A 15511-nucleotide genomic window follows, 5' to 3' on the forward strand; every position below is an offset into this window, starting at 1 on the left:
ACGGAAATAACGGAAATAACGGAAATAACGGAAATAACGGAAATAACGGAAATAATCATTTGCCTGGTTTAAAATTTTCTGGTGACACAGGTGGTGTTATTACACGTAATCACGGCGACAAACTCAACATCAAAGGTGGTGTAACCACCGCATTATCGAACAACAACATAGGGGTGGTTGCTGATGGCAGTAACACCTTAACCGTCAAACTGGCAAAAGACCTTACTGGTTTGGATAGTGCCAACATTGGTGGTATCACCCTCTCATCAACAGGCATTGATGCCAACAGCACCCAGATCACAAATGTGGCCAGTGGCGTTGGTAATAATAACAACGCTGCCAACATCGGCGATCTAAACACAGCCGTTGCGGCCAACAAAACCAAGTACTACAGCGTGAACTCAACAGGTGGCAGCAACGATGACAACCTAGGTGCCACGGGTGTCAACGCGATGGCCATGGGACGAAACGCCAGTGCGACTGGCGGACAAGGCATTGCCATTGGTAGCGGCGGCAGTGGACAACATACCACCGCGAGTGGGGAGCAATCTATCGCCATTGGTGCAAACACCGTATCGAAAGGGGCATCCTCTATCGCCATTGGCGGTGATGATCTAGATGCCGCCTCTAAAGCCAACATCGATGGTACCTCAGCCTCTGGTATCAATGGTGGCGATGTCAATGCAACCTTCTTCTCTTACACGGGTCGGGATCTTGTCGAGAGCCCGCCTTATATGGTGAACACAGAATCGGGTGGAGCCGCCTCCATCGCCATGGGTGCAAAAGCCCTGTCTAAAGGAGCCCTGTCTACGGCTATCGGCGTACAGTCTTCCTCAGCAGGTGTCGCATCCTCAGCCTTTGGCATGGGATCATCAGCAAGCTTAAATGGTTCAGTGGCGTTAGGTGCAGGGTCGACCACTGCCACGAGTGCAACCACCGAATCGACCATGACCGTTGGTGGGGTCACACATAACATTGCAGGTCCTGCGATGCGAGCTGGTGATCAGATCTCTGTGGGTTCAGCAGGTGCTGAGCGTCAGATCAAACACGTCGCTGGTGGTGCAGTGAATGCAACGAGCACCGATGCGGTGAATGGCAGTCAATTGCATGCCACAAACACAGAAGTGACGAATAACAGCACAGCCATTGGTTTAGGCCTCAACTTTGACGGTGATACAGGTACTACCGTTAATCGTGCACTTGGTCAGGCACTCAACATCAAAGGTGGTGCAACCACCGCATTATCGAACAACAACATAGGGGTGGTTGCTGATGGCAGTAACACCTTAACCGTCAAACTGGCAAAAGACCTTACTGGTTTGGATAGTGCCAACATTGGTGGTATCACCCTCTCATCAACAGGCATTGATGCCAACAGCACCCAGATCACAAATGTAAACGATGGTCAGGGAGATACAGATGCTGTCAATGTCAGGCAGCTAAATGTTGTGACAGAAACTGCCAATAGAGGCTGGGATATAAGCGCGCAAGGCAATAGCACTACTGCAAGCACTGTAGGACCTGGTGACTCAGTTGACTTCAACAGTAAAAATAGCAACATCACTGTTTCCAAAGACACCACCAGCAATGACGTCTCATTTGAACTTAGCAACAACCTGGATTTAGGAAATAACGGTAGTGTAGAAATGGGTTCGAGCTCTCCATTCGGTCTTGGTGATACAACGACACTTGATCGTTCTGGTCTAACAACAGGCAATTCATACTTTAGTACAACTGTAGATGGTTCGGGTGTTAGAACAGGTAATAGCGTAGTTAATACAACCGTTAGTAGTTTGGGTGTTGCAGTATCAAACCCATTCTCTACTACCGTATTAACTGGTAATGGCCTCAATATTTTTGGTGGTCCAAGCGTGACGACAGCTGGAGTCAATGGAGGTAATAAAAGAATTGTTAATGTTGATGACGGCATACAGGCTAAAGACGCTGTCAATGTCAGTCAGCTCAACATTGCCTCTGCCGCTGCTAAAACAGAGGTCGCTGCAGGTACTAACGTGGCTAGTGTTGTAAAGTCGACGGGTGGTAACGGTCAAGATGTCTATACCGTTAATGCGGATGGTGTGACCGCTTCAGCAGGGTCTACAGCTGTCACAGTTACTGCAAGTGATAAAGATGAGGTGACCAATACAACCGATTATGCCGTTGACTTAAGTGAAACTAGCAAAGCCAGCTTGGTAAAAGCGGACAGTGCCATGCAGGCCATCGTTGCTCAAATAGATGGCGCTGACGTTAAAACGCTCAATCAAACTGACAATACTGCTAACTTCCTAACAGGAGACAACATCGTTCTTAGTGCTGAGGATGGTGGTATCAAAATTGCGACAGCAGAGGATGTCACTTTCACTAGTGTCAGCTTCGCTGATAGTACAGTTCGTTTGAGTAGTGAAGGTCTTGATAATGGTGGTAATAGGATTATCAATGTAGATGATGGTCAGGGAGATACAGATGCTGTCAATGTTAGACAATTAAATGCAACTAACAATACGGTGGACCTAGGACTGAACTTTACAGGGGATGATACAGCCGTTGTCGTCAATCGCAAGTTAAGTCAAACTTTGACACTCCAAGGAGGTGCGACGGAGTTAACTGAAAATAATATTGGTGTTGTTGCCGATGAAGATGGCAATCTAAATGTTAGATTGGCTGAAGATGTAATGCTTGGTAAAAACGGTAGCGTGAGAATGGAAAGCACGGTGCTTAATAATGCAGGCGTCACTATCACTGATGGTCCTAATCAGACCATTACGTTAAGCAACGAAGGTCTTGATAATGGTAATAATAGAATTATCAAAGTTGGCGAAGGGATTGCACCAACTGATGCTGTAAACTTTGCACAGCTCACAACGACCAATAACGAAATTGCCAAAGGTATCAAAATTGGTGACGGCAATAGTGCCAATGATCAGCAATTTGCGCTAGGTGATACCATCAATATCACAGGAGATAGCAATCTGACTACTGTTGCTTCTGCGACTGGCGTCCAAGTAAAACTGAATAACCAGTTAGACCTTGGAGATGATGGCAGTATACAGATAGGCAATAGCATCATGAGTGATGCAGGCTTTACCTTCGTTGGTAATGGCTTGAATAGAATGGTTTCGCAGGTCTCATTGAGTAGTCGTGGTCTAGACAATGGAGGTAACACTATTCGCAACATTGGGGAAGGTGTGCTAAATACGGATGCTGTCAATGTCGGGCAATTAAAAGAAGTAGCCATTGCCTTGGATCAAGGTTGGGGCATCACGGCTCAAGGTGATATCGCTACCATGGTAAAACAAGGAGGTGCTGTCGACCTTAGTAGTAAAGACGGTAATATTAAGGTATCTAGGAAGTTAGTGGGTGATGTCGTTGCTCTCGACGGTAGTCCATCACTACAAGCTGCAGCAATACCTACCAATGCTAATGATATTAGCTTTGATCTGAACCCAGATATTACTTTGAATAGCGTAACCACTGGTGATACGGTTATGAATGACAATGGACTGACCATTGCAGGTGGCCCAAGCATCACGAAAAGTGGTATTGATGCTGCTAATACCAAAATTACCAACGTTCAAAATGGAGAAGTTTCGGCGACAAGTCAGGACGCCATAAATGGTGGTCAGCTTTATGCCCAAGGAACTGGTATCAGTAGCATCATCGGTGGTGACACTGTTTATAATGCCGAGAGTGGTACTTTTACCAACAGTGATATTGGTGGAACGGGTGAAAGCAATATCGATGGTGCGATTGCCTCTATCAGACAAGGCACGATTGAAATCAATGAAAATGTGCAAGTTAATACAGAGAGTATCACCACTAACACAACCAATATCGCGAACAATACGACAAATATTGCTACAAACACTAGCAATATCACGACCAATACCACGAATATCAAAACCAATACGGATAAGCTAGATGCTGGACTCAATTTTGGCGCAGACAGTGGTGCTAGTATCAATAAACCAATTGGCGATGATAGTATCCTAAGCTTCACTGGTGGCAATAACATCACCACCGCGGCAGAGGGCAGTAGTATTAAATTTGATCTAAACGGTAATATCAGCGTTGATAGCGTCACAGTTGGGACAACAGTTATCAATAATGAGGGCATTAGCATGCAAGATGGACCAAGTATGACGTCTCAAGGTCTATATGCTGGTAACCAACGCATAACTGGGGTCGCCGATGGGGTCGAAGCAACAGACGCCGTCAATTATAGTCAGCTTAGCGCGCTTGATAGTCGACTCAACAGTAACATGAGCGATCTTGGCTACAAAATCGACGAAGTAGAAGACGATGCAAATGCAGGTATCTCAGCTGCAATGGCAATGTCGGCAATGCCTCAGGCTTATATCGCAGGTAAGTCATTGATCGGTGGCGGTGTCGGTACCTATAATGGAGAAAGTGCTGTAGCAATTGGTTTCTCTAAATTATCTAATGACGGTCGCTGGGTCATCAAGGTAAATGGTACGGCAGATACTCAAGGTAACGTAGGCGGTGCAGTGGGTGCAGGCTTCCATTTTGACTAAAGAGGTCGTTCAATTATGATTGTCAATCAAATATAAAAAGCAAGACATCGAATGTCTTGCTTTTTTACGGCTTGAGAATGGATTTTAAGGAGATAAAGTACGAATTTTAGATATGACAAATGTTTATATAAAGAATAACCAACAGCTGCCACTATACAACCATTAATATGAATATATTAAAAATTATATTGTAAAAATTGAATAAATAGTAATCAGTGAAGCAAGATTTAGCGATTAAGCTAGGAATTAAGCTGTAGAAATAGGTAGGGGTAAAGAATAGCGAAGAATAAAGCTCGACCAAATACTAAGTGTTAATTCTAAGTCACTTAATATTTGGCCGAGAAAATAAATATCCTATAAAGATAGGTATCCTATAAAAACTATCTCAAATTAGGCATCACGTTTCGGTGCATCAGGCTGCATCATAGGATCCGCATTTGCAAATGCTTTTAGTGTACGGCAATGTGTATCAATAGCGACGATATTGGGATAAGCGCTCAAATCTACTTTGAAGCGGCGAGCAGAAGAGACTTGCGGAATCAAATAACAATCTGCGAGAGTAGGACTGTCCCCATAGCAGAATTGTCCGCGATTGTTATCCGCCGCCAAACGTGTCTCTAAAGCGGCAAAACCTTCACTGATCCAGCGATTGCACCATGCAATCACATCTTTCTCGTCTACCGATAGCTCATTACGCAGGTACTGTAAAATGCGGCGATTATTAATTGGGTGAATGTCGCAACCAATCATGGCGCTCAGCGCGCGTACCTGCATACGCCCAGCAGTATCGTTAGGCAATAATGGATGCTCGGGGTAGACCTCTTCTAACCACTCCAAGATAGCTGGACTTTGGTATAATAATAAATCGTCAGTCTGTAGGACAGGCACCAATCCTTGTGGATTAATTGCTTTAAAGGCAGATTCTAACTGTTCATCCTGTGCCAGATTGATCGTGATATCATCGTAATCTAAGCCTTTTAGATTCATAGCGATACGAGTACGGTAAGACGTGCTACTACGAAAGTAGCCATAAAGTGTCATCATGATTCATGTCCTTATGTAGATGTGTTTTTATAAAGATAAATATTATGAAGTAGGGTCTGTATCTCATCGATATTTGATCGGGCAAGCCATTATTGAACAAACCCTTATTGAACAAACCACTAACAAGCAAAATTTAAAAATAACCAAGCACACCAGAATCGAGCAAATCATGCCAGCAGACAAAATCCTTGTAGACAGTTCTATCACCAGTAAAAACCAAAGTGGCGTCCAGTCGCTTGAGATTGGGCTGTCGATACTCGATGTGCTGATCGACCGTAATGAGCCTATGATGCTAAAAGATATCGCTGAAGCCATGCAAATGCACCCAGCAAAATCCCATCGTTACTTGGTCAGTCTCATCCGCAAAAACTATGCGCGTAAGCTTGATGATGGTCGCTATGGGCTTGGCGATAGAGTCAATGCATTGGCATCACTAGGACATACGGAACTCAACCAAAACAATCTTTTGGCACGTCTCACGCAAGTGGCTACTGAAATCAAAGACACCTTAAACTGCGGTGTACAAATTGCCAAATGGTTTAGCGAAGGCCCTATTATTATTCAATCCGTTGAGCCAGACAGTCCGATTAGTATCATTACTCGCATCGGCTCACGTATGCCCTTGACGACATCGGCCACAGGGCAGTTATTTGCCAGTTATCAACCTGATGCCGTCATTCAGCCATTGGTCACAGCTGAGTGGCATACGAGTAATACCGTCGCAGATATGTCCGAGAAGTGGCAGCACTTTACCCAGCTACAGGCCAAAATACGTACTCAAGGCTATGCGACAGTGACGGGCGATATGCTCATGGGTATTAACGCCATTACGTTACCTGTCATATTGCCGCAGTTTGCCAGTAGTGCTGCTAAACCATCCACGAGTAGTGATAAAACTGCTGGTGAAGGTTTACCGCTAGAATATGCTATTACTATCATTGGAACCACAGAGCAGTTACCGATGAGCGAGCAACATAATGTGGTTAAGCAAATACTGGCGATAGCGCAGCGTTATCAAATTGCCTAGCCAGTATGTGGTGCTATAAGCTAGGGCGTGCCTTCAATTCATCCTCTAAACCATACAGGCGCTACTGGCCGCTTTTGCTTTTTCGTATACGTTGTCAGCGTCTAGGCCAGTCGCATTCACTTCATCAAGGTAATGCTGAGAGCCCTCCATTAAGGGGCCTCTCCAATCTGGGTCGTTGAGTGGATCAGGGATATCAATCATAATATCGCCTTTTTCTTTGGCAGCGGCCATTGCTTTGGCATTGCTGACGTCAAATACTTTAGAAATATGCGCTGCCAGCTCTGCGCCAGAATTGTTATCAATCACTTTTTTGAGGTCGTCAGGCAAACTGTTGTATTTATCCTTGTTCATGCTAATCACAAAGGTGGAGTTATAAAAAGGAATATTGGTGTGCGTATTGATCAGCTCATCAAGGCGAAACGCTTGAATGGGTTGCCAAGTAAAGCTGAGCCCGTCAATGACACCGCGCTGCAGAGAGGTATAAGTATCACTGGCAGGCATGCCGACAGGTGCAGCACCAGTGGCTTCGATAATATGGCTCGCAACCGCAGAAGGTTGGCGAATACGCAGACCTTTCATATCAGCTGGCGTGCGAATCGGTTTATCAACCGTATGAAGCGCGCCTTGCCCAGTGCTTATCAATGCGAGCAAATGCGTGTCTTCATACTCATCTTTAATGATACCGTCATCATATAGCTTATGAAGTATACAGCTCTGCTGCTGTGCGGTATTTGTGATACCCGGCAACTCTACAATTTGCGTTAGAGGAAATCGTCCTGCTGTATATCCTTGTGCTTGCATACCAATATCCACGCTACCTTTCGCCGTAGCGTCATAGGTAGCACCTGGTTTGCTGAGCGTTGCAGAAGGGTAAATCTCAACCTTTAAGCGGCCTTTTGAATCTGCTTCAATTTTTTTTGCCCATGGCTCTAACGCTTCGGTGTTTATATTGTCAGTGGCAGTCATAAAATGCGAGAACCGCAATGTCGTCACTTTACCTGCATCTGTAGACGCGCCTGCTACTTGGTCGTTATTGGAGCAGCCAGTCATCGCAAGCGAGGCGGCTAAGAGTATTCCTAGCGGGGTTCTTATTTTCATCATAGAATCCTTTCATGATGGTTAGATAGGGTTCGGTATTGTTTACTACCTATTGACACCTAGGGTATGTCGTCAATTAGCACTTTTATGATTAAAGCGATGATTAACTGATCATGTAAAAAAGTAGCAAACAGAATGATAGGGGAGTTACTCGCCGACAGGAGCAACTTCGCGTGCCTCAGCCAGCTCATCACTATGCAGAAACTGTGTATGTGCTGGGGCGCGTTTAGTACGAGACCACTCATCTAGCATGTCTTGCTTGATGGCATCTGTAATCATCGATACTTTGTCTTCTGAGGTTGGATCATCATAAGTCAGCTCGAGACGATGACCGTTGGGATCAAAGAAGTAAATCGAGTGAAAGATGCCGTGATTGGTCACGCCAATGACGTCAATGCCACCTTGTTCTAAATGCGCTTTGGCAATCAGTAGCTCATCACGGTCTTTGACCTTTAGCGCCAAGTGTTGCACCCAATTTGGGGTATTTGGATCAAAGCCCATTTCAGGTTGGTTGGGTACTTCAAAGAAAGCCAAAACATTGCCACTACCAGCATTCAAGAAGACATGCATATAAGGGTCAAAGGCTTTGGTTGAAGGCACATGGTCTTCTGCGAATGCTAAGATAAAATCCATATTTAGGTGTTTTTGATACCATTCAACGGTTTCTTTGGCATCTTTGCAGCGATAAGCCACATGATGAATCTTTTCAATGGTAAAGCTCATATCAAACTCCTTTTGATAGGGCGTAAATTTCATATGAATAGACAAACTGTCAGTATTTATAGACGGTATGTCATTGTTGTCTGACAGTGTGAATCTACTTTTACGCCTTTTTTATATACGGTTGCTACTTGTCAAAATCAAAGCTAAGCGCTGGTAGTACTTTGCCGCGCACTTCACCAAAGCCAACACGGATGCCGTCTTTTTCGCTATAGCCTTTCATGATGACCGTGTCACCATCTTCGATAAAGCTGCGCGTCTCACCGCCTTCAAGCGTGACTGGTTTGGTAGCATTCCAAGCAATTTCTAGCATCGAGCCATAAGAATCAGGCGTTGGCCCTGAAATCGTACCTGAGCCCATCATGTCACCGACTTCAACTTTGCAACCAGTGATGGTGTGGTGGGTAAGCTGCTGTGCCATTGACCAATACATGTATTTAAAATTGGTCTCGCAAATGACTGTTGCTGCTTCCGCATTTTCAGGCAGTAACTCAACCGATAGATTGATGTCAAAGCTGTTGTCGCTCGCTTTTTCATTTAAATATGCAAGTGGCTTGGGTTCTTGCGTTGGGCAAGCTGTTTTGAACGGAGCCAACGCATCCATAGTGACAATCCAAGGAGAAACCTCAGAGGCAAAAGTTTTGGCATTAAATGGACCTAAAGGCACGTATTCCCATTTTTGGATATCTCGTGCTGACCAATCATTGAGCAACACCATGCCAAAAATATGATCAGCGGCATCATCTACGGCGATTGGCTGACCGATATGATTACCTTTACCAACGACAAATGCGGTCTCTAGTTCAAAATCCAAGCGCTTACAGGCTGAGAAGATAGGACGCTCATCAGGGCTAGGCTTTAGCTGACCTGATGGACGCACGATATCAGTTCCACTGACGATAACGGTGCTGGCGCGTCCGTTGTAACCAACGGGCATTTCAGTCCAGTTAGGCAATAGGGCGTTGTTTGGATCGCGGAACATGGTGCCGACGTTGGTCGCGTGCTCTTTCGATGAGTAAAAATCGGTAAAGCCCGGTACTTGCACTGGCAAATGCATGGTGACGTCCGCTTGCTTAAACAGGGCTTTGTTCTGTAAGTCTGCATTGTCACGTAACGTGTCATTGCCGCTAGACAGCAGTGTCTGAATCGTCGTACGTGCCTGCGTCCAATTGTCTCGACCAGAATCAATAAAAGCATTTAGAGTGGATTGGTCAAAATACGGACCACCGTCTAAACTTAATAAACCTTCGGCTTCGAGTACAGATAGATCCAGTACATGCTCACCGATGGCAACGCCTGCACGGCGATTTTTATCACTAGCAGCGTCTTTGGTAACGCTAAAGATGCCATAAGGGAGGTTGTGAATAGAAAAGTCAGAGTCAGTAGCGATATCGATAAAAGAGGTGAGGGTGCTGTCAGTCGTTGACATGATTTGCTCCTTGCTAATATAAATTACGAATTACGTTATAATTAATAACTTACGTATAATGTAATTTATTGATATATGGATTGCAAGTTTTTTGTGCAATGTCTTTTGTTAAAAGGCTGCTTTGAAAAGTAGTTGTCGGTGTTTTAGCTAAACGGTTCTGACTAGATAGTTCTGACGAAATAATTTTGATTAAATGCTAGGCACAAAAAAAGGCCGAGCAATCGCTCAGCCTTTCTTATCTACGTTTATTTTTTATAAAGTTACATATTGAGTAACATGGCTTACGTGGTTTAATCAGTCTTTTAGGACGTCTGCCATTGCATTGGCCACATAGTCAATGTTGCTGGTATTCAGTCCAGCTACGCACATACGTGAGTTAGAGACCATATAGATACCAAACTCGGTCTGTAGGCGTTCGACTTGCTCAGGCGTGAGACCAGTAAAGCTAAACATGCCGTTTTGACGAGTGATGTAGTCAAAGTTACGATTAGGGATTTTAGCTTCTAACACTGACTTTAGTTTTAGGCGCATGGCTTTGATACGGTCACGCATCGCATAAACTTCGCCAACCCACTGCTCATGTAGGGCTTCATCGTTCATGACGATATCGACCACGCGTCCACCATGTGATGGCGGGCTTGAGTAGATACGGCGTACGGTTGCGTTTAGCTGACCGAATACGCGATCGGTTTCGTCTACGGTTGGGCAGACGACTGATAGGCCGCCGACGCGCTCACCGTATAGCGACAAGTTTTTAGAGAATGAGTTGCTAACAAACAATGGCAAGCCCATCTCAACCGCTTTACGAATAGCGTAAGCGTCGCTGTCCATGTCTTCGCCAAACCCTTGATAGGCGATGTCCATGAATGGAATCAGCTCACGCGCCTTCACGACGTTGAGTACAGTGTCCCATTGCGCTTGAGTCAAATCCATACCGGTTGGGTTATGGCAGCATGGGTGTAGCAAAATGACGTCATTTTTGTTCAATGTCTCAAAAAACGCAATCATTTCATCAAATTTGATGCTGCTGTTGGCTTTGTCGTAGTACGGGTATTTACCGACTTCTACATCAGAGCCTTCAAAGATAGCGATATGGTTGCCCCATGTCGGATCGCTCACATAGCACTTAGCTTGTGGGAACCAGTCATGAATAAATTCAGCACCGACTTTTAGCGCACCAGAACCACCGATTGTAGCGATAGTAGCGACCAAGCCGTCTTTTAAAATCTGAGCGTCTTTACCAAACAGTAATTCCTGACAGCCTTTACGGTGGCCTGGCAGACCTGCCATTGGTAGGTATGGACGCGGGGCGATAGGATCAGCAATACGCTCTTCGGCTGTTTTTACACAGTCGAGTACAGGCAATACGCCATTCTCATCATAATAAATACCAATACCTAAATTGACCTTGTTAGGATTGCTATCTGCTGAGTATTTTTCCATAAGACCTAAGATTGGATCACCAGCGTAATAATCGATACGTTCAAACATGCCATTTCCTTATAAAAATATAAATCGAGCAGCCGAAAATCATAGAGCAAATCGAGGCTGAACTCAACACGAGAGTGGGTTATATGAGGCAATTAATAAAATAAATAGCCAAATAGATTGTTTATCCGTCTATCAAGCGCATTTGACATGCTATACGTCATTCGCTAGACGATGAGTCAGAGTGATGTAGGTCGTTATAATGAGTCGCAAAATAGGTTTGCAAAAACTGCTTAAAAGCAATGGTCGCCGGAGAGAGCGCCCGTGAAGCACGTTGATAGATAAAGAATTGCCGCATTTTGACTGGTTGAGTGAGTGGTCGCATCAGTAGACCATTGGCGCTGACCCAATCAATAACTTCAGGCATGTAGGGTAGGCATAAGGTGATACCAAAGCCTTGGCGTGTCATCTCAAGCGCGGTGGACATAAAGTTTACCTTGTATCGAGCTTGTTGCACATGAGCGGAGATAGAATCATCGAGCTCTGAGGTTACTTGATCTAGGAACGGACCTTGTAAGGTAATTAGTGGCGTTTCTAATAAATCTTGCCAAGTAATTTCGTCTCTTTGTGCCAGTGTATGATTGTCTGGCATAACCACGCAAAATGGTAGCTGATATAACAAGTCAGCCCCGATGTCATCATCAGTTTCTATAAAACCGAGCTCGGTACCAACCCCTAAATCGACTTCGATATCTTGAATATGCTTGAGCAAATTTTCTGCTGAACAGTCCAATAGTGAGACGCCAATATTTGGATATTCTTTGGCAAATTGAGCGATGACGGCAGGTAGGGAGGACGCCGCAAACTGTGATACAGCCAAGCGCACCTGACCTTGGGCCAAGCTGGTCAAGCTACTCGCTTCATTTTCAAATAGCTGCATTTCATTCAAGATACGCCGCGCTTGCGGTAGTAGGTGCCGTCCGACTGCTGACAGAGACAACTGGCGAGTGGTGCGATCAAACAACACGATACCTAGGCCAGTCTCTAATTCCTTAATCAATCCACTGACGGCAGATTGAGTCAAATACATCTGTTCGCTGGCACGAGTAAAGCTGCCGTTGTCAGCGACTTTGATAAATGCGGTCAATTGGCGAATGCTGATATTCATAAGTAAACCTGATAAATAAATCATAAAAAACAATTAGTCTTATAAATAAAGCTAATCTAATATAAATACAACGTCAACAATAAAGATTGATTATTAATCGTTTTATAGATTTTCGCTAATAACCGATTTTTTACCACCAATTGAAATTAAGGATAATTACAATGGCAGATTTATTTGACAACCCAATGGGACTAAATGGATTTGATTTTGTCGAGTTTGCTTCTCCGCAGCCTGATGCAGTCGACGCATTGTTTAAGCAGCTTGGTTTTGCCCATGTCGCCAATCATCGCTCGAAAGACGTTGCTCTATATCGCCAAGGTGATATCAACCTTATCCTAAACCGCGAACCAAAAAGCCAAGCCAGTTACTTCGTTGAAGAGCATGGTGCTGGTGCTTGTAGCATGGGCTTTCGGGTAAAAGATGCCAAAAAAGCGTATGAGCGTGCGGTAGAAATGGGTGCGCAGCCAGTAGATGTACCAACTGGGGTAATGGAGCTTAGATTGCCAGCTATCAAAGGCATCGGCGGCTCACTAATCTATTTGATTGACCGTTATAAAGATGGTGAATCTATCTATGATGTCGACTTTGAATTCTTTGCAGATATCGACAGAAACCCTGTCGGCTATGGCTTCGAGGTCATCGATCATTTAACGCACAACGTCTACCGTGGACGCATGGCATACTGGGCAAAATTCTATGAGCGTATCTTTAATTTCCGCGAGATTCGCTACTTTGATATCAAAGGTGAGTACACGGGACTAACCAGTAAAGCCATGACCGCGCCTGATGGCAAAATCCGTATTCCACTGAATGAAGAAGCCAAACAGGGCGGTGGTCAAATCGAAGAGTACCTAATGCATTTCAATGGTGAAGGTATTCAACATATTGCTTTAGCCAGTGATGACTTGTTTGCCAGTATCGATAAGCTAAAAGCGGCTGGTATTCCGCTTATGACCGCACCAAATGCTGCTTACTATGAAATGCTGAGCGAGCGTTTGCCAAACCATGGTGAAAATGTCGCTGACTTGCAAACGCGCGGTATCTTGTTAGACGGTACGACAGAAGGCGGTGCACCGCGTCTGCTACTACAGATTTTCTCTGAAACTATTTTGGGTAGCCCAGTATTCTTTGAGTTTATTCAGCGTAAAGGCGATTATGCCGATGGCTTTGGTGAAGGTAACTTTAAAGCGTTATTTGAATCGATAGAGCGCGACCAAGTACGTCGCGGTACAGTCGGTCAGCCAGAGACTGAAACCCTATAAACCAACCTAACGCTTAGCCCACATTTAATCAATGGACAAGACAAAAGGAGTTTGTGTTGTCCTTAATAAGTGTATTACCTAACAGCATGACTGCAAAGGTAATGCTCTCATTGCGATAAAAGGAACACAGGCATGGAACGCCTATCACAGAAAGATTCTCTTAATACTACCATCGGTACCAATAGCGTTGCGACTACTAAGCAAAGCGACGATGCGTCCAGTCATTCTAACGTGACAAATAAAAAACAGCCGTATATCTCACACCAGCCCGATAGCAATGGTCATATTCACTATACTGATGATGAGCATGCGATGTGGCAAGCGCTGCTGGCACGTCAAGCAGAGCAAACACCCAATCGTGCATGTACTGCATATCTAGAGGGTTTGACTAAGCTAAACCTACCGACGACGCATATCCCGCAGTTGCACGATATCGATGAGGTATTACAAGCGACCACAGGTTGGCAGACCGCCGCTGTACCAGCATTAATTAGCTTTGGTAAATTCTTTAAATTACTGGCCAATAAATCTTTTCCTGTGGCGACGTTTATTCGTCGATTCGATGATATGGACTATATTGAAGAGCCTGATATTTTTCATGAAATCGTTGGGCATTGTCCACTATTGACCCATCCTGCGTTTGCAGCCTTTAATGAGACGTATGGTAAGCTTGGTCTTAGCGCAACGAAAGAGGAGCGTTGGTTTTTAGCACGACTGTATTGGTTCACTATTGAGTTTGGATTGGTCGGCAGTCGCGTAGAAAATCGTAGGATTTACGGCGGCGGTATATTAAGCTCACCTTCTGAAACGGTCTATGCGCTTAGAGAGTATTCTGATCAGCAAGGTGAAAGCTCACATCAAGTAGAGCGCCAACCTGAACATCGAGCGTTTGATTTGCTTGATGTGCTGCGTACGCCTTATCGTATTGATCAGATACAGCCGATTTACTATGTCATTGATGAATTAGATACCTTATTTGATATCGTCAATAGTGACATTATGGTTGCGGTCAAAAAAGCTATGTCGCTTGGACTATTTGAGCCGACCTATCCAGACAAAACTCGTTAAAAACGTCAATTTAAAATTAAACATGAAAACAAACACTTCAGTGCGGAATATTGAGATAGCAGCAAAGCTATATCAACATGGATGTACGAGTATTAAAAAATAGCCACTATAAAAGGATTTTATTATGACAGCACTATCACAAAACAGCTGCGAAGCGTGCCGCATTGGCGCACCGAAAGTTGATGAAGCCGAAGCACAAGAACTATTACCGCAAATTCCTAATTGGTCACTAATCGAGGTGGATGGTATTCAACAATTGCAGCGTCAGTATAAATTTAAAAACTTCGTCTCAGCAATGGCATTTGCAAATCAACTGGCAGACATCGCTGAAGCAGAAGGGCATCATCCAGGTATATTGGTAGAGTGGGGTAAGGCTACGGTCACTTGGTGGTCGCATAGTATCAAGGGTTTGCATCGCAATGATTTTGTCATGGCAGCTAAGACCGATGACTTACTGGGTAAGTAATAGGTTTCCTCATTAGCAAATCAATTCAATCATACTTCTATCATTAAAATTAAAATCAAACCCAATCTAGTGCCAGTATTTACTGGCATTTTAAGGATGTGTCATGCCACCAAAATCCCTCACATTAATCAGTGCCAAGCTCGCCTTTATCATATCCGCCATCGTCATCGGTATCATGGGCGTTACCATGATTGGCTTTGGCTGGGTACCGCACCTGTCTCTTATATTGGCTATCTGTGTGCTACTTGCTATCGGTATGTACAAAGGAC

10 protein-coding genes and 3 pseudogenes are annotated in these 15511 nt (G+C 44.5%); 7 read left to right on the forward strand and 6 right to left on the reverse strand.

Annotated elements, in window-relative coordinates:
* Positions 1-395: 395 nt before the first annotated feature.
* The 3 pseudogenes from DXK30_RS12965 to DXK30_RS12975 all read left to right on the forward strand — a co-directional run.
* Positions 396-1964 (forward strand): annotated as a pseudogene (locus DXK30_RS12965) (hypothetical protein); the annotation flags it as partial.
* Between the two features lie 12 nt (positions 1965-1976).
* Positions 1977-2175 (forward strand): annotated as a pseudogene (locus tag DXK30_RS12970) (hypothetical protein); the annotation flags it as partial.
* Between the two features lie 263 nt (positions 2176-2438).
* A pseudogene (locus DXK30_RS12975) lies at positions 2439-4532 on the forward strand (YadA-like family protein); the annotation flags it as partial.
* Positions 4533-4922: 390 nt separating this feature from the next.
* Here the strand turns inward: DXK30_RS12975 and maiA are convergent.
* Positions 4923-5573, reverse strand: a complete 651-nt coding sequence (gene maiA / locus DXK30_RS07130; RefSeq protein ID WP_201637799.1) for a maleylacetoacetate isomerase — start codon at positions 5571-5573, stop codon at positions 4923-4925.
* Positions 5574-5745: 172 nt separating this feature from the next.
* Here maiA and DXK30_RS07135 point away from each other — a divergent pair, with 172 nt between their 5' ends.
* Positions 5746-6603 (forward strand): IclR family transcriptional regulator, encoded by an 858-nt coding sequence (locus DXK30_RS07135; RefSeq protein WP_114701136.1) that lies wholly within the window; start codon positions 5746-5748, stop codon positions 6601-6603.
* Between the two features lie 45 nt (positions 6604-6648).
* On the opposite strand, the gene DXK30_RS07140 is transcribed toward DXK30_RS07135, so the two are convergent.
* The 5 genes from DXK30_RS07140 to DXK30_RS07160 all read right to left on the reverse strand — a co-directional run bounded on the left by DXK30_RS07140 (position 6649) and on the right by DXK30_RS07160 (position 12446).
* The gene (locus DXK30_RS07140; RefSeq protein WP_114701098.1) at positions 6649-7701 is read right to left on the reverse strand and encodes a TRAP transporter substrate-binding protein; all 1053 of its coding nucleotides are present in this window, start codon (positions 7699-7701) and stop codon (positions 6649-6651) included.
* Between the two features lie 147 nt (positions 7702-7848).
* Positions 7849-8424, reverse strand: coding sequence for a VOC family protein (locus tag DXK30_RS07145; RefSeq protein ID WP_114701099.1), 576 nt, complete (start codon positions 8422-8424; stop codon positions 7849-7851).
* 124 nt (positions 8425-8548) lie between these two features.
* Entirely contained in the window at positions 8549-9850 is a 1302-nt protein-coding gene (gene fahA, locus DXK30_RS07150) for a fumarylacetoacetase (protein ID WP_114701100.1), read from the reverse strand.
* Positions 9851-10144: 294 nt separating this feature from the next.
* On the reverse strand, positions 10145-11341 hold the full coding sequence (locus tag DXK30_RS07155) for an amino acid aminotransferase (protein ID WP_114701101.1): 1197 nt from the start codon (positions 11339-11341) through the stop codon (positions 10145-10147).
* A gap of 157 nt (positions 11342-11498) precedes the next feature.
* Positions 11499-12446, reverse strand: a complete 948-nt coding sequence (locus DXK30_RS07160) for a LysR family transcriptional regulator (RefSeq protein WP_114701102.1) — start codon at positions 12444-12446, stop codon at positions 11499-11501.
* A gap of 161 nt (positions 12447-12607) precedes the next feature.
* On the opposite strand from DXK30_RS07160, the gene hppD reads away from it, so the two are divergent.
* From hppD to DXK30_RS07175, 3 genes are all read left to right on the forward strand, one after another.
* Positions 12608-13708 carry a 4-hydroxyphenylpyruvate dioxygenase gene (gene hppD / locus DXK30_RS07165; RefSeq protein ID WP_114701103.1) on the forward strand — a complete coding sequence of 367 codons (1101 nt, stop codon included), beginning with the start codon at positions 12608-12610 and terminating at the stop codon, positions 13706-13708.
* A 132-nt stretch (positions 13709-13840) separates the two neighbouring features.
* Positions 13841-14776 carry a phenylalanine 4-monooxygenase gene (gene phhA / locus DXK30_RS07170; protein WP_114701104.1) on the forward strand — a complete coding sequence of 312 codons (936 nt, stop codon included), beginning with the start codon at positions 13841-13843 and terminating at the stop codon, positions 14774-14776.
* 124 nt (positions 14777-14900) lie between these two features.
* A complete protein-coding gene (locus DXK30_RS07175; protein ID WP_114701105.1) occupies positions 14901-15242 on the forward strand; it encodes a 4a-hydroxytetrahydrobiopterin dehydratase in 342 nt (113 codons plus the stop codon).
* Positions 15243-15511: the final 269 nt, after the last annotated feature.

Source organism: Psychrobacter proteolyticus (genome assembly GCF_003350005.1).
In the GTDB taxonomy this organism is placed as follows: Bacteria; Pseudomonadota; Gammaproteobacteria; order Pseudomonadales; family Moraxellaceae; genus Psychrobacter; species Psychrobacter proteolyticus.

Coding starts and splice junctions, on each gene's coding strand:
- DXK30_RS07175 (WP_114701105.1), top strand. CDS start 14,901: ATGACAGCACTATCACAAAACAGCTGCGAAGCGTGCCGCATTGGCGCA.
- DXK30_RS07145 (WP_114701099.1), bottom strand. CDS start 8,424: ATGAGCTTTACCATTGAAAAGATTCATCATGTGGCTTATCGCTGCAAA.
- phhA (WP_114701104.1), top strand. CDS start 13,841: ATGGAACGCCTATCACAGAAAGATTCTCTTAATACTACCATCGGTACC.
- maiA (WP_201637799.1), bottom strand. CDS start 5,573: ATGACACTTTATGGCTACTTTCGTAGTAGCACGTCTTACCGTACTCGT.
- DXK30_RS07140 (WP_114701098.1), bottom strand. CDS start 7,701: ATGAAAATAAGAACCCCGCTAGGAATACTCTTAGCCGCCTCGCTTGCG.
- DXK30_RS07155 (WP_114701101.1), bottom strand. CDS start 11,341: ATGTTTGAACGTATCGATTATTACGCTGGTGATCCAATCTTAGGTCTT.
- DXK30_RS07135 (WP_114701136.1), top strand. CDS start 5,746: ATGCCAGCAGACAAAATCCTTGTAGACAGTTCTATCACCAGTAAAAAC.
- DXK30_RS07160 (WP_114701102.1), bottom strand. CDS start 12,446: ATGAATATCAGCATTCGCCAATTGACCGCATTTATCAAAGTCGCTGAC.
- fahA (WP_114701100.1), bottom strand. CDS start 9,850: ATGTCAACGACTGACAGCACCCTCACCTCTTTTATCGATATCGCTACT.
- hppD (WP_114701103.1), top strand. CDS start 12,608: ATGGCAGATTTATTTGACAACCCAATGGGACTAAATGGATTTGATTTT.